This window comes from Methylobacter luteus IMV-B-3098 (assembly GCF_000427625.1).
Lineage (GTDB): Bacteria > Pseudomonadota > Gammaproteobacteria > Methylococcales > Methylomonadaceae > Methylobacter > Methylobacter luteus.
In genome coordinates, this window is record NZ_KE386569.1 from 3,553,789 (window position 1) to 3,572,365 (window position 18,577).

Below are 18,577 nucleotides of genomic sequence, written 5' to 3' on the forward strand. Positions count from 1 at the left end.
GATGCCATGCTTCCAAGAAAAACCTCTAAGCTTCAGGTTATCAGTGGCCGTACCCTAAACCGACACAGGTGGGTGGGATGAGAATTCTAAGGCGCTTGAGAGAACTCGGGTGAAGGAACTAGGCAAAATGATACCGTAACTTCGGGAGAAGGTATGCCTTTGGTAGGTGTAGTCCCTCGCGGGCGAAGCCGACGAAGGTTGCAATAAATTGGTGGCTGCGACTGTTTAGCAAAAACATAGCACTCTGCAAACACGAAAGTGGACGTATAGGGTGTGACGCCTGCCCGGTGCCGGAAGGTTAATTGATGGGGTTATCTTCGGAGAAGCTCTTGATCGAAGCCCCGGTAAACGGCGGCCGTAACTATAACGGTCCTAAGGTAGCGAAATTCCTTGTCGGGTAAGTTCCGACCTGCACGAATGGCGTAACGATGGCCACACTGTCTCCACCCGAGACTCAGTGAAATTGAAATTGCGGTGAAGATGCCGTATACCCGCGGCTAGACGGAAAGACCCCGTGAACCTTTACTATAGCTTGACACTGGACTTTGAACCTACTTGTGTAGGATAGGTGGGAGGCTGTGAAGCACCAACGCTAGTTGGTGTGGAGCCAACCTTGAAATACCACCCTGGTATGTTTGAAGTTCTAACCTCGACCCGTCATCCGGGTTAGGGACAGTGTCTGGTGGGTAGTTTGACTGGGGCGGTCTCCTCCTAAAGAGTAACGGAGGAGCACGAAGGTACCCTCAGCCTGGTCGGAAATCAGGCAATGAGTGCAATGGCATAAGGGTGCTTGACTGCGAGACGGACAGGTCGAGCAGGTACGAAAGTAGGTCATAGTGATCCGGTGGTTCTGTATGGAAGGGCCATCGCTCAACGGATAAAAGGTACTCCGGGGATAACAGGCTGATACCGCCCAAGAGTTCATATCGACGGCGGTGTTTGGCACCTCGATGTCGGCTCATCACATCCTGGGGCTGAAGCAGGTCCCAAGGGTATGGCTGTTCGCCATTTAAAGTGGTACGCGAGCTGGGTTCAGAACGTCGTGAGACAGTTCGGTCCCTATCTGCCGTGGGCGTTTGAGATTTGAGGGAAGCTGCTCCTAGTACGAGAGGACCGGAGTGGACGAACCTCTGGTGTTCCGGTTGTCACGCCAGTGGCATGGCCGGGTAGCTATGTTCGGACAGGATAACCGCTGAAAGCATCTAAGCGGGAAGCCCCTCCCAAGATGAGATCTCACTGGGACCATGAGTCCCCTGAAGGGCCCTGAGAGACGATCAGGTTGATAGGCACGGTGTGGAAGCGCAGTAATGCGTGCAGCTAACGTGTACTAATTGCCCGTGAGGCTTGACCATATAACACCCAATCAGTTTGGGTAACAACTGACCGCTTTTGAAGCGAGTATTACGGATTTCCATGCGGCAGGGCGACAGCGCCTGCCAAACCAGTTTGCTTGGTGACCATAGCGAGCGTGAACCACCCGATCCCATCCCGAACTCGGAAGTGAAACCGCTTAGCGCCGATGATAGTGTGGCAGTTTGCCATGCGAAAGTAGGGCATTGCCAAGCGCCAATCCCAAAACCCGGACCCGCCAAGGCCCGGGTTTTTTTTTGCCCCCGCTCAGGCCGCCCGCGTCTCGCCGCCCAGCAGCGTCAGAATCTCGCCGGTGATGTAGCTGGAGTCGCTCGGCGAGGCAAAAAAGACAAATGCCGGCGCAACTTCTTCTGGTTGTGCGGGGCGTTTCATCGGTGTATTTGCACCATGTTTAGCCACTTGTTCGGCGGGTTTATCGGCGACATTAAGTGGCGTCCAGACCGGTCCTGGAGCAACGCAATTGACGCGAATTCCTTTCTCGACCAGATTGAGCGCCAATGATTTAGTAAATGCATGAATGGCGCCTTTAGTGGAAGCATAATCAATCAGGTGTTTATTCCCTTCCAGACCGGTAATTGACCCGCAATTAATAATCGCATCACCATCTTGTAAGTGTTTGAGCGCCGCCTTCGCCATGCGAAAATAACCATAGATATTAGTTTTAAAAGTTGTATCAAATTGCTCATCAGAAATCTCTTCGATTGATTCTTGGTTGTGCTGATAAGCTGCATTGTTGACTAAAATGTTCAATTGGCCGAATTCTTGAACTGTTTTTTCAACAGCACTTTGGCAAAATTCCGGACTGGTTACATCACCAGGAATTAGCAAGCACCGGCGACCTTCTTTTTCGACTTGCTGTTGAGTTTCTTCTGCATCAATCTGCTCCGATGGAAGAAAAGTAATCGCAGAATCCGCGTCTTCGCGAGCGAAAAGTACGGCGACGGCGCGACCGATACCAGAATCCCCTCCGGTAATCAAAGCAACTTTATTTTTTAATTTGCCTGCACCTTTATAATTTGGTGCAAGATATTTTGGCCTTGGCGTCATTTCTGCTTCAACACCGGGACGTTCCTGGTGCTGAGCGGGCATTGGGCTCTTCGGATATTTTTCATTTGGAGTTTGTTTATCCGTGGAATTTGATTTACTTTCTATTGGCATAAGTTCTCTCCTGGTTTAAAAATATTTACAATCTCTTCGCGCATATTAAGAAAGCATAAATCCAATTCTAAGTTATGATTCTTGATCTTTTTTGAGATACTTCTATACCAATTGTTCAATCATTTATTTTTATTGATTAGTCTGAATGTCATAAAAACAAGAGCCTTTATCAGCTAGAGAATTATCTATTACTTGAAATAAAATGATGTTGTTAAGATTGAGTTTGTCGATAACAGACATGCCCAAAGATGTCCTGCCTTCATTCAGAAGATTTGCGCCTGCGCGTCGCGAAGGCGGTTGAAAGCGGCAAAACGACGCGCGAAGTCAGCGCGATCTATCAAGTCAGCCCGGCCTTTGTCTCCAAAGTGCATCAGTGATGGCAAAAGGCCGACAACGTTCAAGGCAAATCCTTTGGCGGTTACAAATGCTCCCGGCTGGAACCGTATGAAGCCGCCATTAGAGCCCAGCTAGCGAACAGCCCGTCGATCCCACTGAAGGAACTGCAGAGCTGGCTGGAACACGAACAGGCTCTGAGCGTTTCGATTTCGGCTATCGATAAGTTTATCCGGCACAAACTGGGTTATCGCTATAAAAAAACGCTCGTCGCCAGTGAACAGCAGCGCGAGGCTGTCGCGATGGCCCGTGAGCAATGGCAAGCCTGGCAAAAAAGTTGTGGTTTTTCCGACGGGTGATTCCGGTTGAAACGGGCGTATCCACGGACATGATCCGTCCCGTCGTTATGATCGTGCGTTGGGCGGTGCCCTGTTTCGGGATGCGGCACTGCTGGCCTCTGGCAAACGCTGATCTTCATTGGGCTTGCGTGCCGACCGGCTCACGGCCCCGTGGTGCCTGGATCAGGCCATGACGAGCGAAGCCTTCAAGTAATACCTGCGTTCGCAACTGGGACCGACCTTGAAACCCGGCGATATCGTCATCTGTGACAATCCGCTTACCTCACAAAGTAGCGGAAGTCCGGGACATTGTTGAAGCACACGGAGCGACGATCCAATACCTGCCGCCTTACAGTCCTGACCTGAACCCGATCGAGCAGGTCTTTGCCAAACTGAAGGTGCTCCTGCGCCAAGCAGCTGAGCGCACTCACGATAAGCTCTGGCAACTCATTGGTAAACTGTTGGATAAGTTTCAGGCTGATGAATGCCTCAATCTCTTCAGGCATTCAGGCTATGTTTCTACGTAATGAATAAATGTTCTAGCCAAGCAGTTGCAGCGACATCGTCAAGCATCTCGATGTCGGCATAGACGTGGTTGCTCAAGCGCCGCTGAGATCAGATAGAGGGACATACTGCCTCGAACAGGTAGGCAAAGTCGTATTCGGTTTGCCGCGGGACGCATGGTCGACTGTCAGTATCGGCTCAGAGCCGGCTGTTGCTGGCCTGCTGCCAAAGCGCCTCTGAATGGCCAAGCGCCAACTGGCGTATGGCCAGAATGCGGCAGCGCACCCGGTCTTCGGATTCGGGCCGTGCGGTGTTATGCCGTCCATCAGCAGTTAGCCGATCCGATACCTTTAAGGCGATGTGAGACATGGCACTTCTCCGGAAACTCAACGCTATAAAATTCGGACTCCGGAGAACTTATCATATTCCTATTAGTTGGCCATGAGAAAACATTCTCTTTCATGTGTCAGCAAAGAGAGCATTTAAGAAAAAATACCCGGAATAGTGAGACTTAGAGCATAAGCCCTCACTTTTTTGCTATGTTAATGATGTTAAGTATTTAAGCCAAATCTTATTATTGAAGCAAAATCATTGGCTTTTAAACTCGCCCCTCCTACCAGAGCGCCATCGACGCCGGCAATATTCATGATGTCGGCAATATTGTCGGGTTTCACGTTGCCGCCGTAAAGGATTCTGATGTTTGAAGCGATTTGTTCGCCATACAGGTCCATGATCAGATTTCTAATGAAGTCATGTACTTCTTTTATCTGTTCTAATGTGGCAGGCTTTGCTCCTTCACCGATAGCCCATACCGGTTCGTAAGCGATAATTACTTCGCTGACGGCCCTGGGCGAGACGACTTCAAACGCCATTCGTAATTGCCGATCCAACAAGCTGAAAGTTTCATTTGCAAGTCTGGCTTCTCTGTTCTCACCACAGCAAAGGATGACCTGTAGCCCTTGGCCCAGTGCGGCCTGGATTTTTAGCTGAATGGATTGATCGCTTTCTCCGGCTCGCTCTCTTAATTCTTCTTCTAAAAACCGGGTTAGCCCGGTCAGGAGGTCATGATTCTCTTTGGCGGCCAGATACTCCAAAGCCGCTATAACTTGAGCATCGGCACCGTCTTTTGCTTTCAGTTTTTTCAATTTGTCGGAAAGAAAGCCGTCTGTCAGCCGCCTGGCAACACTGGAGGCAAATCCATAATATTTTCCAAGGTTGGCTCTGCGATCCGAATGACCAATTATGACGCGATCGACACCGATGGCTCCCAGCATCTCGGGCGAAATTTCGCCGGTAAATGCCCCTTTAGATTCAAAAAACGTATCTTGTGCCAGCAGAAATACGTTTCTGCCTAAACCATATTCTGTTCGGAGAAAATCCGGTTTAATATAATCGGCGAGAGTGGAAAGCCCTGTGTGAGGAGGCGCAAGGCCTATATCAACGTCTCTTATTCCGCGGCAAATATCCAAGATTCTTGCCGTAAGGGCGACGCCTGACAGGGGAATCATATTCATTTTCCAATTACCGGCCAGAAACGGCCTGATCGCTCCGGGAATACCGACTTCTGCTTCGATTTTATGCCATTGATTTGCTGTTCTTTGGCGAAAATAATTCCTATATACCTTTGGGTTTGGATCTGCCGTTTTCTTCATGATTTTTTGTACCTTTTAGTCCAATATTAATTTCCGTATGAGGTAGCCCCTTACCCTATTAATAAAGCGCCTTGTGCTATCAGTAAAGTTGCGATACGGCATTTCTCCAGCTGTGAAAATCCGCCTGTTTTAAGGCCGTCCGGAAAAATTCTCAGCCGGTATATATAGCGGCACGAAGAACCTCATTTTGTTTCTTATTCTGTAATAGAGTGTCTCTGACTTTTCTTTCATTAATGCTAATTATTAAGTATCGGGTGTTTTCTCACCATCCCGAACATTACACCTTACCGTTCCTGTAGAGCAAGAAATAGTTGAACAGACTGAGCAAACCTCATTGTTTTTTATAACAGTCACGGATGCCTATGCCGATTAGTACAAGCAGTGCCGTCCAAAGCAGGAGAGGCACTAGCCAGAACCATTGTTGATAGAAAGTTGCTGGAGGATTTGTCAGATAAGGGACTTCGTAAACACCGGCCCAAGCTTGGTGTAGCGGAGAGCGCTGCAGAATGTCGCCGGACGCCAACGATACGGTCGAAATGCCTGTATTGGTCGCCCTGAGTACGGGCCTTCGAAATTCGACGCCTCGCGCCAGCGTCATATACATATGTTGATAAGGTTCCTGCCAGGTTCCGTACCAGGCGTCATTGGTAACGTTGACGATGAACTGAGCGCCCAGTTCAGCCAACGAGCGCGAGAATGCGGGGAAAAGACTTTCATAGCATATTTGCGGCCCCATCTTATAGCCATTCCAGTGCAATAAGGTAGTAGGGCCCTGACCGCGTGCAAAATGCCCGGTCGGCGGCAGCCAATCGCGAATCTGTGGGAAAAATTGCTCACCGGGAATATATTCGCCGAAAGCCAGCAAGATGGATTTGCTGTAATGAGGCGGTACTATTTCTCCGGTTTTATCCAGCACGAACAGCGAATTCGTAATCAACCGTGAGGCTCTGTCAACGCTATAGGCCCCGGTAATCAGCGGCAGCTCACGCTCATGAATAAACTTGCTTAGTTGAGCAGGATGCGCATCGAATTTGAAGTCCTCTCCCAACAGTGCCGGAAAGGCTGTTTCAGGCCATAGTACAAAATCGATTTTTGTTTCTGTTGTTTTGAGTGCCTGATCAGTCAGATCGGTATAGCGTCTGAGTATTTCCTGGCTATAGCCTTTGCCCAGTTCGGCGGCGAGCTTTTCGGAGTTGCCGATATTGGCTTGAACCAATAACGCTTTAAAAGAGGCGTCCGGCTCAGGGAGCCTGTTTTTAAGCCAAAAACCGCCGGCATTCAACAAGACAAACCCCCAGACTACGGTCATCAAAATTCTTTTACCGGCGGCCTGCCTGCGCTTTTGCCAAGCAATATAAAGCGGCAGGTTGCAAAATAACGTAAGTGCACTGAGGCCGCTGAAGCCTATCATTTCAGCCCATTGGTAAACGGGTACGCCGGCACCGTACCAGGAATAGCCGAAATTCCAGTCAAACAAGGTCAGCGAGTAGGCTTCGCATAAAATAGTAATCAATGCCATCAATACCAGCGAAAGTTGTTCCGACCAGGCGAACTTGCGCTGCCCCAAAAACCACAACACGCCCGCCACAGGGACAAACAAGTGCGCGATCACAGCATAGAGCAACATGCCAAGAACGGCTATGGGCCAGTCCAGATGCGCAAATTCATGCAAAAGATAAGTGACCCAATTAAAACCAATTAGCGTAAAAATGAAAGAGGTAAGCAATCCTCCTAGGAAAACGCCTTTCAGGCTGTTTTGCCGGTTCCAGAAAATCCACAACGGCACAAAACAGAATAAAGAGGCCCAAGGCGGAAAAGGAATATAACTGGTGCCTATAAAAATACCGGACAGGATCGGTAGAAACCATAAGCGGATTTTGTTTGCTGAAATATCAATCATATTAATTTTTAGTGAGAAGTCTTATTGTATGTAAGTGCATAAAGCAGACGTTGTCGATGGGCGGGAATTATCCTGCCAAATAGCCTATTATCTATGAATTTTTATGCAATATTATTAAATGTGTCGGCAAATTATTCGCTTTAGGGATTTTTCAGGATGCCTTGCAGACATACCTGTTTCAGGCTTGTCGGAATTGCTGTACAACATGGTAAAATCGCCGATTCCCTTGCAACTCTTCGGACGTTATTTTTATCCATGTCAACTACGTTAAAGCTTCCACTTGAATCGCTGAAATTAAATATCGATTTGACGCATATCGATTTGCCGGAAGCTCCCAGGCAGCAAATTACTATTTTAGGGCAGGCCCGCGCCCAGTCGGCGCTGGAATTCGGCGTCGCGATGCGCAATCCCGGTTACAACATTTTTGTGATGGGAGAACATGGGAGCGGACGGCTGACCATGATTACCAATCATCTTGATACGATTGCGCAAACGCTGCCCGCGCCGCCCTCCTATGCGTATGTGGAAAATTTCGAGAACCCCAGGGAGCCGGTCAAGGTTGAATTACCGCCCGGGCATGGACAGGAGCTTTGCAGGGATATCGAAAGATTGATCGATAATCTGCTGGTTACTTTTCCGGCGGCCTTTGAAAGCCCTGCCTATCAGCAGAAAAAGAGCGCGATTGAACGCCACTTTAACCAGCGCTATAACAGTACCATTGATCTGGTCGACAAAAAGGCACAGTCCCTAAATATTGCCCTGTTCAGAGAGAGTGATTCGATTACTTTTGCGCCTATCAAGGACGATAAAGCACTAGATGAAGAGCAGTTTACGCAACTGCCGCAATCGGAGCGCGAAGTTTTTCATAAACACGTGGAAGAGCTGGAAGAATATCTGGGCGATGTATTGCTCGAGCTGCCCCAGTGGCGGCGGTCAATGATGGAAAAAATCAAGCAACTCGATAACGATACAATCAGTTTGGCGATAGAGCCGCTGTTTTCGGAGCTGGACGATAAATACCAGAATATTGACGACGCTGTTACGTTTTTAGATGAAATCAAAAAAAATCTGGCCGTCACGATCACCGATTATCTGATGCCGGGCCGTTCATTGGAACAGAAAGACATTTCCACCAAGCGGCTCATGCTGACCGAGCTGTATGCGCCTAATATCCTGGTTGATTACAAGCTGGACAATGGAGCCCCCGTTATTTTTGAATCGCATCCGATTTATCAGAACCTGTTCGGGCGTATCGAATACGTCAGTGATCAAGGCACGCTGGTCACCAATTACCGCAGGATTTGTGCCGGCTCCCTCCATCGGGCCAATGGCGGTTATCTGATTCTGGATGCCGAAAAACTGCTGACTTATCCGTTTGTCTGGGAAGGGCTGAAACGCGCCTTGCAAGCGGACCGTATTGAAATCGAGTCCCCTTATTCGGAATTGGGCATTAACACGATCACTTTGAAACCTGAGGTGATTCCGTTAAATGTCAAAGTCATCCTGGTCGGCTCTCCCGAAATTTATTACCTGCTGGAAGAACTGGATAGCGAATTTAACGAGATGTTCAGAGTGCTGGCCGATTTTGACGGCTATATCCAGCTGACCGATGAATCCATACAGCGCTTTGCCGTCCTGATGACCCAACACGCTGCGGACTCGGGCGCAAAACCGCTCACACGCGCCGCTATTGAAGGCCTGATCGAGCATAGCTGCCGGCTTTCCGAAAATCAGTATCATTTTTCCGCACGCATCAATGATTCCCTGGACATCATCGGCGAAGCCAACCTGTTCTGTCGTAAAGCCCAGGCCGACCAGATTGACAGAGTGCATGTCGAACAGGCTTTAGCGGCAAGAGAGCAGCGTAACGGCAAACTCTCCCAGGATGTCCTCGAAGAAATGCTCGTCGGTACGATATTGATCGATACAGAAGGCTCGGCGATCGGCAAGATCAACGGTCTGACGGTACTGGAAGTGGGCGGCAGCAGCTTTGGCGCTCCCGCGCGCATTACCACGACCGTTTATCCGGGATCGCGAGGCATCGTCGACATCGAGCGCGAAGCCGAGTTGGGCCAGTCCATACACTCGAAAGGCGTGATGATCCTGACCGGGTATCTGGGCCACTGTTACGCCCAGCAATTTCCATTGGCCATCTCGGCCAGCATCGCCATCGAGCAGTCCTATGGCTATATCGACGGCGACAGCGCGGCACTGGCTGAACTTTGCTGCCTTATTTCGGCGCTGACCCGCACGCCGATCAAGCAAACGTTTGCCGTGACCGGTTCGATCAATCAGTACGGCGAAGTCCAGGCTGTAGGCGGCGTCAATGAAAAAATAGAAGGGTTCTTCCGGCTTTGCCAGGCGCGCGGCCTCAATGGCCAGCATGCCGTGATTATTCCGGCCGCCAATAAACGCAACCTGATGCTGAAGCAGGAAGTCGTGGATGCGGTTGCCCAGGGTCTGTTTGCCGTTTACGCAGTGTCCAATGTCAATGAAACCCTGGAGTTACTGACCGATCAGCCGGCCGGGACGCCAGACAGCGAAGGCAACTACCCTGAAAACAGCATTAATTACAAGGCCATCTTCAGATTGAAGGAGATCTCTGATATGGCGCTTGATGAGGATAAAGAAGAAGGAGGGGCATGACTTTGGCAGGCGTGGCTACCGTGCCCAGTAGCCGCGCCACAGGTTAGCGGCCGGACTCGGTTACGATGACATCGATGCCGTTCTGTCTCAAGCGGGTCCTGATTGTGCTAACGCTGGTCATTTGGGCATAAGGCCCCATTTTTACGCGATGCCAGACTGTATTGCCGACTTTAGCTTTCTCGACGCGCGATTCGATACCCATCAAAGCCAGCTTGGCCCTTAGTTTATCGGCTTCCTGAAATTCCCTGAAAGAGCCCGCCTGCACCATATATTGAGCACCTTTAGCCTGGCTCGTCATATCTTGAGTTGCTGGAACCAGAGGTTTATTGACCTTGCCGATGAGCTCTTCACGGGCGCGCGTCTTGATTTCATAATCAGGCACGACCACTTCCTTTTGAGGCAGGATGGTATAGAAATCAAACCGCGGCGGTTGATGCACGGGTTCGGGCGCTTTCTTTTGCTGGACTTGTTCTTTTTTTACCGGCTCGGTTTTGACAGATTTTGCCGCCGATAGCGCGACTTGCGGAATATCGTTTTGCTTGGAGCCTGTGCTACGCAGATAAACCAGAAAGACTACAAAAGCAATGATCAGCGCCGTAATCAGCATCCATTTGAAAACCCCGACGCTTTCATGGCGGTTTGGTTTTTGCCCGCGCGGGGCTGTTCTTCCCTGGGCTGCTCTATGTTTGTAATCTATGGCCATATATCACATTGCTTCAGGAGCATTGATTTTCAGCAGTCCCAAGCCGTTCGCCAGGACCTGCCGCACGGCGCTGATCAAATTCAATCTGGCGTTGCGCAGCCGGGCATCCTCAACGAGGAATTGATGGGCATTGTAGTAAGTATGAAACTCGGTCGCCAGTTCGCGCAGATACTGGATCAGTTGGTGCGGCTCATGCTGAAGCGCCGCGCGTTCCAGCACTTCAGGATAGCGCGCCAGTGTGCCCACCAGATCGATTTCGTGCTCTTCGGTCAATTGATCCAGATTCTCCATGCCCAGCAGCAGATTTCTGTCCCAGTCTTTCTCATCAAGCTGCCGCAAGACGCTGCACACCCTGGCATAAGCATACTGCACGTAAAACACCGGGTTTTCATTGGACCGCGAAGTCGCCAGTTTCAGGTCGAAGTCCATATGCTGTTCCGACCGGCGCATGACATAAAAGAAACGCGCCGCATCCTTGCCGACTTCACTGCGCAACTGCCGCAACGTGACGAATTCGCCGGAACGCGTGGACATCTGGACTTTTTCCTCGCCGCGATACAGCACCGCGAACTGCACCAGCAACACGTTCAGTTTGGATTCATCGGCGCCCAGTGCGGTCATGGCCGCCCTGACCCGGGGAATATAACCGTGGTGATCGGCGCCCCAGATATTGATGATGTGGTCGAAGCCCCGGTCCAGCTTATTCATGTGGTAAGCGATATCGGAAGCGAAATAGGTGGTCTGGCCGTTTTCCCTGACCACCACCCGGTCTTTTTCATCGCCCAGCTTGGCCGATGCAAACCAGGTCGCGCCGTCCTGTTCATACAGATGACCGCCGGCACGCAGGCGTTCCAGCGCTTGCTCCACTGAACCGTCATCCATTAACTGACGTTCCGAGAACCATTCCTGATACTCGACACCGAATTCCTGCAGATCAAGCTTGATGTCTTCCAGAATATTGTTCAGGCCGACCTGGAAGAGGTCCCGGTACAGCGACGGTCCGAGCAGGGTTTTGGCTCTGGCGATCAGCGCATCGATATGTTCTTCCTTATCGCCGCCGTGCGGCTCGTCGGCCGGTATGTTTTCTAACACCAGTTCTGCCGGTCTGCGGTATTCATTGCCGGCGTTTTTATGAATATCCCAGGCAATATCGCGCACATACTCGCCGCGGTAGCCGTTGCTTGGGAAATTGACGACCTCGCCGCACTCTTCCAGATATCTGAGCCAGATACTGGTAGCAAGAATATCCATCTGGCGACCAGCATCGTTGACATAATATTCGCGGTGCACGTCAAAGCCAACCGCCTGCAGCAGATCGGCAACGACCGAGCCATAAGCGGCGCCACGGCCATGGCCCACATGCAGCGGTCCTGTCGGATTGGCGGAAACGAACTCAACCTGAACCTTTTTACCGGCGCCGATATGACTCAATCCGAAACCGGGACCTTCGTCATGAATTTGTCTGATAATCTGATACTGGGCGTTGGCATTGACAAAAAAATTGATGAATCCGGGGCCGGCCAGTTCAATCTTGGTAATAGCTTCATGCTGAGGCAGCGCGGCCATGATTTGTTCGGCCAGTTGTCTGGGATTTGATTTTGCAGGCTTTGCCAGGGTTAATGCCAGATTTGAGGCAAAGTCGCCATGTTGCGGATCGCGGCTACGTTCAATATTAATGCGCGGGGTAATTTCCTGACTCAGAACACCTTGATTTTTCAGTGTTTCAACGGCTTGCAGGATAAGTGCCTCTATCTTTTGTTTCATTGCTTCATTGCGGTAAGTAAGTCACATGAGGGGCACATTATCCATGAAAATCACCTCATTATCCATTCAAACAACATCAATACAAGTCTACCGGATCGATATCCAGCGACCAGCGCACTTTTTTGGCCTGCTTGAGTTTTTCAATTTCCGGCATCAAACCGTCGAGCAAGACATGCAAGTCTTGGCGTCTTGCGCTCTGAAACAGCAATTGATAACGGTAAAGGCCGGCGCGCTTGGTCATGGGCGCCGCGACCGGGCCCAAAATATGGATATGTCCCTGACTGTATTGCCGAGCCAGTTTGCCGACCGCCTCCAGAAACAAAGGCGGCATCTGGCTGTCCAGGGCCTGCGCCCTCAGCAGGGCCTGATAACTGAAAGGCGGTAATGAAGCCTCTTTGCGCTCTGCCAATGCCGTTCTGGCAAAATCGCTATAGCCTTGCCTGATCAATGTCGTCAGCAAAGGATGATCGGGCTTGCGGGTCTGCATGATCACTCGGCCGGGCTTTTCAGCGCGTCCGGCCCGGCCTGAAACCTGAACGATCATCTGCGCCAGTTTTTCGGCCGCATGAAAATCGATGCTGAACAGGCCGCTGTCGACATCAAGGATCGCCACCAGCGTCACATTCGGAAAATGATGGCCTTTAGCCAGCATCTGCGTGCCCAGAATGATATCCACGCGGCCCTGATTGATCTGCTGCAGATAGTTTTCCAGCGAGCCCTTGCGCTGAGTCGAATCGCGGTCCAGGCGCACGATGGTTCGATCGGGAAACAGCATGGCCAGTATTTTTTCGACGCGTTCGGTGCCAAGACCCAGCGGCGTCAGTTCGCCGGTCTCGCAGGCCATGCATCGATGGATCAATGGCTGTTCCTGGCCGCAATGATGACAGCGCAGCAAACTTTCATCGTAATGGATGACCAGATTGGCATCGCAACGCCGGCAGCGTGCAACCCAGCCGCAACCATGACAGATCAAGGTTGGCGCATAACCGCGACGGTTCAGGAACAGCAGTATTTGTTCATTTCGAGCCAGGGTTTTTCGGATGTCCTCAATCAGTGCCTCGGACAAGCCTTCCTGAATGCGTTTGTTGCGGATATCGAGCAATTGCAGGACCGGCGCCGTGGCGTTGCCGGCTCTCTCCGGCAGATGCAGCAAGCGGTAACGGCGCTGGTCGACATTGTGCAGGCTGGCCAGCGACGGCGTCGCGGAGCCGAGCAAAACGGGAACATTCAGCAGCTTGCCGCGCACGACCGCGACATCGCGCGCCGAAAAACGAAAGCCCTCCTGCTGCTTGAACGAGGCATCATGTTCTTCATCCAGAATGATCAGGCCGGGATTTTTCAGCGGCGTGAATAATGCCGAGCGGGTGCCCAGCAGGATCGAACAGACGCCTTTCTGCATCTGGAGCCAGGCGTTTTGCCGCTGCCCGTCCGTCAGCTTGGAATGCGATACGGCAATGGTGACGGCAAAGCGCTGCCGGAATCGTTCTTCAACCTGCGGCGTGAGCGTAATCTCCGGCAGCAGGACCAGCACCTGCTGGCCGCGTTCGAGCACGCGCCGGATAATCTGCATGTACACTTCCGTCTTGCCGCTGCCGGTCACGCCTTCGAGTAAAAAAACACCGAACTGCCCAAGAGACTCGCAGACGGCGTCAATAGCCGCCTGCTGCTGCGGATTGCATTGCAGTGCGCTGTCGCGAACCAGTGAGCCGGCGTTGGGTGTGGCTTCGGGCTGACTGATCTCTAGCAGTTGCTTATCGATTAAGGCTTTCACCGCCGGCCGCCAGTTTTCATTCCATAATGACAGTTCGGTTTCAGACAGGCTGCCGGTATGACATTGAAATTTTTCCAGGACGCTTTTCTGTTTGGGCGAGCGGCTCAACCGATTGTTGTCGATCGCTTTGCCTTGCTCTGTCAGGGCATAGCGTTTCTGTGCATGCAATTCGGCCGGTTTGCCCTGGCGTAGCGAGACCGGAAAGGCGGCGCTGAAGACTTCGCCCAAAGGATGATGATAATAGCTGCTGGCCCAGTGCAGCAGGCGCAAGTCTTTGGTTGATAGTAACGGTTCTTCGTCCAGAATGCGTGTGACCCGTTTTAATTTGCTGTTATCGAATTCGCTGTGTTGCGTTATTGCAATCAGAAAAGCGACTTTGCTGCCCTTACCGAAGGGTACCTCCAGGCGCACCCCAGGCAATATGGGACCAGGGCCGGTTTGAGCGGGGGCCAGATAATCAAACAATCGATAAAAAGGCGCGGGAATGGCGACTCTGAAAATCAGTTCGCTCCCACGGTGCGACTTAGGCATAGTGGTTAAATGGGTTTTATAGTTATTGTTCGGCAACTGCTCCCTGCGCTGCTAAGCCACATGGATGTGGCGCATATCGAAAATGCAGGAGCCGTTTTTTTACCTATTTCCTGCCTCCCTGCAGTCATCGATGACTGCATTATTTCCGGTTTCTGCTGTAATCAGTCTTAATTTATATGGTTCAGCAGATTAGTTATCCACAAAAGCTGTGGATAACTCTGTGGGTAACCAGTTTCTAATTCAGCTTAATGGCCGTTTTTTATAGAGTTTTTTAGCTTGCTTGATTTTAAGCCGAAAATTATATCTTTTATATTTCAAATACTTGCCGATTAAAAACAAATCAAATAGGGCGATTGCCAGGCTGAACTTGCTGAATTTATTTGATGCCGGCTTGATGTGTGTAATTAACAGAAATCATGGCACAACTTATCAAATTTTGATCGGTTGAATTAGTATTCAGTCGTCTGTCAATATTATCTCGGCTTGATGAATTTAATCGTCATCCTGTCGCTTTCGCCTATCTCCAGATACTTTTTGCGGTCCTGCTGCTTGAGTTTCAAAGACGGCGGCAAGGTCCAGACGCCTTCGGGATAATTTTTGGTATCTTTGCTGTTGGCGTTGATTTCGGATTTTCCCAAGAACTCAAACCCCGCTTTTCTGGCCAGCGCAATGACATAGTCCTCGCTGACATAACCCGATGCGGCGGTCGGGTCCTGCGGTTTTTTAGGGGAGTTCCTATGCTCAACGATGCCCAGGATGCCGCCGGGCTTCAGGGCTTTATACATGGCATTGAATACCGCCGGCGCCTGGCCGTTCTTCATCCAGTTATGGATATTGCGGAACGTCAAAACCCGATCGGCCGAGCCATCCGGCGCTATTTTCTGCTTTTCAGGCGGTTGTAGCTCTGTCAGCTCGACTTTGCCGTACAGATCCGGCCGCTCCTTCAGTTTAGCCTTGTACTCTTTCAGGCTTTTTTTGAAATAAGGCTCCTCGGCATCGGCTGAAAAATGCGCGGCATACAGTTTGCCGTGCTTTTTCAAATAGGGCGCCAGGATTTCCGTATACCAGCCGCTTCCGGGCCAGATTTCAACGACGGCCATATCGTCTTTAACTTCAAAGAATTCCAGGGTCTGCTGCGGATGCCGGTATTTATCCCGGGCTTTGTGCTCGGCGGAGCGGTGAGCGTCGGCAATGATCTGGGGCAATGTACTGATCTCATCGCCAGCTTGTGAAGGTGAGAAACTGCCGGCCAGCAGCAATGCCAGTAAAATTTTTTTCATTATTTTGATCTCGCTTATTGGCAATGGCCAACAATAAATTTTGATGTAGTTATTGAACATATTGTAGCGGGAGTTTGGCAATACACATCGCTACCGAAGCGCTTCCGCGGCTTGCTTATGCCCACAGATTGTTTGTTCCGGGCTATCTATTCTCAGGATTCCAGATTTGCAGCAGACTCAACAACGCCAGCATCAAAAAGGCGATCAATGTCCACTCGGGAATGCTTAAGCTCAGCAATGTCCACGACACTTCGGCACAATCGCCGGTGCCGCTTAGCATTAACCTGATGGTTTCAGCCAAGGGGAAATTTTCGAAAACATACTCGAGCCCGGGGCCACATTCCGGCACTTCTTCAGGCGGCAAATGCTGCAGCCAGACATGGCGCGTTGAGATGGACGCACCGGCCAGCGCGACCAGGGCGCCTAAAATCGAGTAAGTCTTTATGCCAGTCCGGCCAGGGTTGTGTACCGCCGCGATCAAAAATACGATGCCGGTCAAAAGAATGGCGATGCGCTGCGAAATACACAGCGGGCAGGGTTCCTGCTCTTCAATAAACTGCAGGTAAGCGCCTATCGCCAACAACGCGGCGCAACCGAGGAAACCCAATAAAAACCAGATTCTCGAATTAAAATTTATCAATTTGTGCATGCTTCAACTTCTTCTTTAAATAATCGAATTTCCCGTGTCGGGCCCATGACTACCAGAACATCGCCCGCATTCAGACTATGCTCTTTCTCCCCGATTGCAAAATGCAATGCTTCGTCTAATTCCTTATTGATGATGCTGATAAGAAATAAATTATGTCTTTCATTTAACTTTAACGCACCCATCGGGATAGGTTCCAGATAGACGTCGGATTTTTAACCGTGCCATATTTTAATCATGCCGGCCACTATCTGTTCATTTTTTAAATTTGACGACTTTATTCAAAGGATTCAGATTGATCTCATCGATGACAATCTGGGTGCGGGAGTTAAGCACGTAGGCGACCGTTTCCGCGATATCCTCGGGCAACAGATAATTGCTGGCCTCATCGCCCGGTTCAAAGGACAGCTGTTCAAAGAATTCCGTTTTAACCATGCCCGGATTGATCAGGCAGACGCGTACATTGCTTCTGCCGCACTCTTCGCGCAGGGCCTGGGTAAAGCCGCGCACGGCGAACTTGCTGGCGCAATAGACCGCGCCCTTGCGGCTGCCTTTCAGAGCCGCCTCGGAACCTATAAAAATCAGATCACTGCGCGCTTTGCGTTTCAGGGAAGGCAGCAGGGCGCGCGTCAGAAAAGCCAGGCTGGTGAAATTGATGGTCATGAGCGCTTCGATCTGCTCGTAAGAGAATTCCTCGACCGAGCCGAATTGTCCGCGGCCGGCGGAAAAGACCACGGCATCAATATCAGGGAAAGTCTGCGCCAATTCGCGCAGCTTTTGCGGCAGTTCACGCAACTGGCTTAAATCCAGCTGGACGGGGCTGAAGCCGGCCATGGGCCGGGTAAAGCGCGTGCGGTCGCGCGACAAGCCGATCACATGATGGCCCTGATTCAGCAGGTTCCGGGCGATGGCGCGGCCTATGCCCGAACTGGCGCCTGTAACCAGCACCGTACGTTTTACAGTGTGCATGGGAAAAACTTGCTTTGAGGGATATAAGTCAATAATTGTTCCGTACAGTACTGCATCATTTCCTGCTCCAGATCCGGGCGATAAGAAACCATGCCTTGCTGAGCGGCCATCGGACCCGAGAACAGTTTCTCTTCGGGATAGAGCCTGTGCACTTTTTTAAAATAACTCTCAGGCAGCCGGAAAACGCCCAGGCTGACCGAATGCAGCCGGTTTAAATCAATGCCGGCGAAGACCCGTTCAAACAGTTGCCGGTACTGCTGCCGGTAGCCTGTCTGGTAAATCAAAGGATCGAAACGCAGGCCCACCTGCCAGCCTTGGGTCTGCAATCGGCACAGGGCCTCGATACGGCGCTGTACCGATGGCGCTTTGGCCTCGACTTTGGCCGCGATCTCATCAGGCGACAGACTGAAGGCGACGATGCAGCGCGGCACCGGTTCGCGGGCCAGCAGGTTTCTGACCTGCGTGCTTTTGGTCCGTAACTCCAGCCAGGCATTTGGAATGGCCTCGAAAACCGGCAGAAACTGCTCTGCAAAGCGCGTGACCGGCTCCAGCGCCAGGCTGTCGCAATCATAGCCTGAGAAAAAATGAATTTGATCGGCCGGCGTGGCATCGCACAATTGTCTGATTGCCTGCTGGAAATCCTCGTAATTGACGAACAGCACATAATTGGCCGATTGATACATGCCTTGCAGGAAACAGTAACGGCAATCATACAAGCAGTTCAGCATGTGCGAGAAATAATAGTTTCTTGTCGCTCCGACGCCGTATCCGGTGGGCGCCTCGAGTACGAAGTTTTTGTATTTCTCGGCCAGTATCAGGGCCGGTTTCTGTTTTTGCAGCCGGAAATTCTGGGCCTTGGGATTGAAAACCTGGGCGTAACGCTCGCAGGTGATGATCCGGGCGTGCGGAAAACGGGCGGTAATGTCGATAACGCGGGCGTGCTTGCGGATGTTTTCTTCGATATAAATGGTTTCAATCATGGGCTCTGGTGTGATGGTGAGCGCTTAAGGC

At 51.0% G+C, this 18,577-nt stretch carries 15 protein-coding genes and 2 rRNA genes (1 of these 17 cut by a window edge); 5 read left to right on the forward strand and 12 right to left on the reverse strand.

The window, feature by feature from the left end; translation table 11 throughout:
* Positions 1–1,352: ribosomal RNA gene (locus METLU_RS0118830) — 23S ribosomal RNA — on the forward strand; it begins 1,542 nt to the left of the window's first position.
* Between the two features lie 97 nt (positions 1,353–1,449).
* A 5S ribosomal RNA gene (rrf, locus tag METLU_RS0118835) occupies positions 1,450–1,565 on the forward strand.
* A gap of 52 nt (positions 1,566–1,617) precedes the next feature.
* On the opposite strand, the gene METLU_RS0118840 is transcribed toward rrf, so the two are convergent.
* The gene (locus METLU_RS0118840; RefSeq protein ID WP_027159580.1) at positions 1,618–2,529 is read right to left on the reverse strand and encodes an SDR family oxidoreductase; all 912 of its coding nucleotides are present in this window, start codon (positions 2,527–2,529) and stop codon (positions 1,618–1,620) included.
* 248 nt (positions 2,530–2,777) lie between these two features.
* Here METLU_RS0118840 and METLU_RS28080 point away from each other — a divergent pair, with 248 nt between their 5' ends.
* The gene (locus METLU_RS28080; RefSeq protein ID WP_155920631.1) at positions 2,778–2,906 is read left to right on the forward strand and encodes a helix-turn-helix domain-containing protein; all 129 of its coding nucleotides are present in this window, start codon (positions 2,778–2,780) and stop codon (positions 2,904–2,906) included.
* Between the two features lie 560 nt (positions 2,907–3,466).
* A complete protein-coding gene (locus METLU_RS25850) occupies positions 3,467–3,727 on the forward strand; it encodes a transposase (RefSeq protein ID WP_196806564.1) in 261 nt (86 codons plus the stop codon).
* Positions 3,728–3,902: 175 nt separating this feature from the next.
* On the opposite strand, the gene METLU_RS28085 is transcribed toward METLU_RS25850, so the two are convergent.
* The 3 genes from METLU_RS28085 to lnt form a co-directional block, all read right to left on the reverse strand.
* Positions 3,903–4,073, reverse strand: coding sequence for a hypothetical protein (locus tag METLU_RS28085; protein ID WP_155920633.1), 171 nt, complete (start codon positions 4,071–4,073; stop codon positions 3,903–3,905).
* 182 nt (positions 4,074–4,255) lie between these two features.
* A complete protein-coding gene (locus METLU_RS29015) occupies positions 4,256–5,356 on the reverse strand; it encodes a triose-phosphate isomerase family protein (RefSeq protein WP_027159582.1) in 1,101 nt (366 codons plus the stop codon).
* Positions 5,357–5,687: 331 nt separating this feature from the next.
* Positions 5,688–7,256, reverse strand: coding sequence for an apolipoprotein N-acyltransferase (gene lnt / locus METLU_RS0118870; RefSeq protein ID WP_027159583.1), 1,569 nt, complete (start codon positions 7,254–7,256; stop codon positions 5,688–5,690).
* A 255-nt stretch (positions 7,257–7,511) separates the two neighbouring features.
* Between lnt and METLU_RS0118875 the strand changes: the two genes are divergently transcribed.
* Positions 7,512–9,902, forward strand: coding sequence for a Lon protease family protein (locus METLU_RS0118875; protein WP_027159584.1), 2,391 nt, complete (start codon positions 7,512–7,514; stop codon positions 9,900–9,902).
* Positions 9,903–9,945: 43 nt separating this feature from the next.
* Here METLU_RS0118875 and METLU_RS0118880 read toward each other — a convergent pair whose 3' ends face one another.
* From METLU_RS0118880 to METLU_RS0118920, 8 genes are all read right to left on the reverse strand, one after another.
* Complete coding sequence (locus METLU_RS0118880; protein WP_027159585.1) at positions 9,946–10,605, reverse strand: SPOR domain-containing protein; 660 nt, start codon at positions 10,603–10,605, stop codon at positions 9,946–9,948.
* Positions 10,606–10,608: 3 nt separating this feature from the next.
* Positions 10,609–12,369, reverse strand: coding sequence for an arginine--tRNA ligase (argS, locus tag METLU_RS0118885; RefSeq protein WP_027159586.1), 1,761 nt, complete (start codon positions 12,367–12,369; stop codon positions 10,609–10,611).
* A 76-nt stretch (positions 12,370–12,445) separates the two neighbouring features.
* On the reverse strand, positions 12,446–14,671 hold the full coding sequence (locus tag METLU_RS0118890; protein ID WP_027159587.1) for a primosomal protein N': 2,226 nt from the start codon (positions 14,669–14,671) through the stop codon (positions 12,446–12,448).
* Between the two features lie 473 nt (positions 14,672–15,144).
* Complete coding sequence (locus METLU_RS0118900; protein WP_027159588.1) at positions 15,145–15,951, reverse strand: class I SAM-dependent methyltransferase; 807 nt, start codon at positions 15,949–15,951, stop codon at positions 15,145–15,147.
* 142 nt (positions 15,952–16,093) lie between these two features.
* Entirely contained in the window at positions 16,094–16,600 is a 507-nt protein-coding gene (locus tag METLU_RS0118905) for a disulfide bond formation protein B (RefSeq protein WP_027159589.1), read from the reverse strand.
* On the reverse strand, positions 16,588–16,782 hold the full coding sequence (locus METLU_RS0118910) for a hypothetical protein (RefSeq protein WP_027159590.1): 195 nt from the start codon (positions 16,780–16,782) through the stop codon (positions 16,588–16,590). Before METLU_RS0118910 ends, METLU_RS0118905 begins: the two co-directional genes overlap by 13 nt.
* Positions 16,783–16,852: 70 nt before the next feature.
* Positions 16,853–17,566, reverse strand: coding sequence for an SDR family oxidoreductase (locus METLU_RS0118915; protein ID WP_027159591.1), 714 nt, complete (start codon positions 17,564–17,566; stop codon positions 16,853–16,855).
* A complete protein-coding gene (locus tag METLU_RS0118920; protein ID WP_027159592.1) occupies positions 17,554–18,546 on the reverse strand; it encodes an SPL family radical SAM protein in 993 nt (330 codons plus the stop codon). Before METLU_RS0118920 ends, METLU_RS0118915 begins: the two co-directional genes overlap by 13 nt.
* Positions 18,547–18,577: the final 31 nt, after the last annotated feature.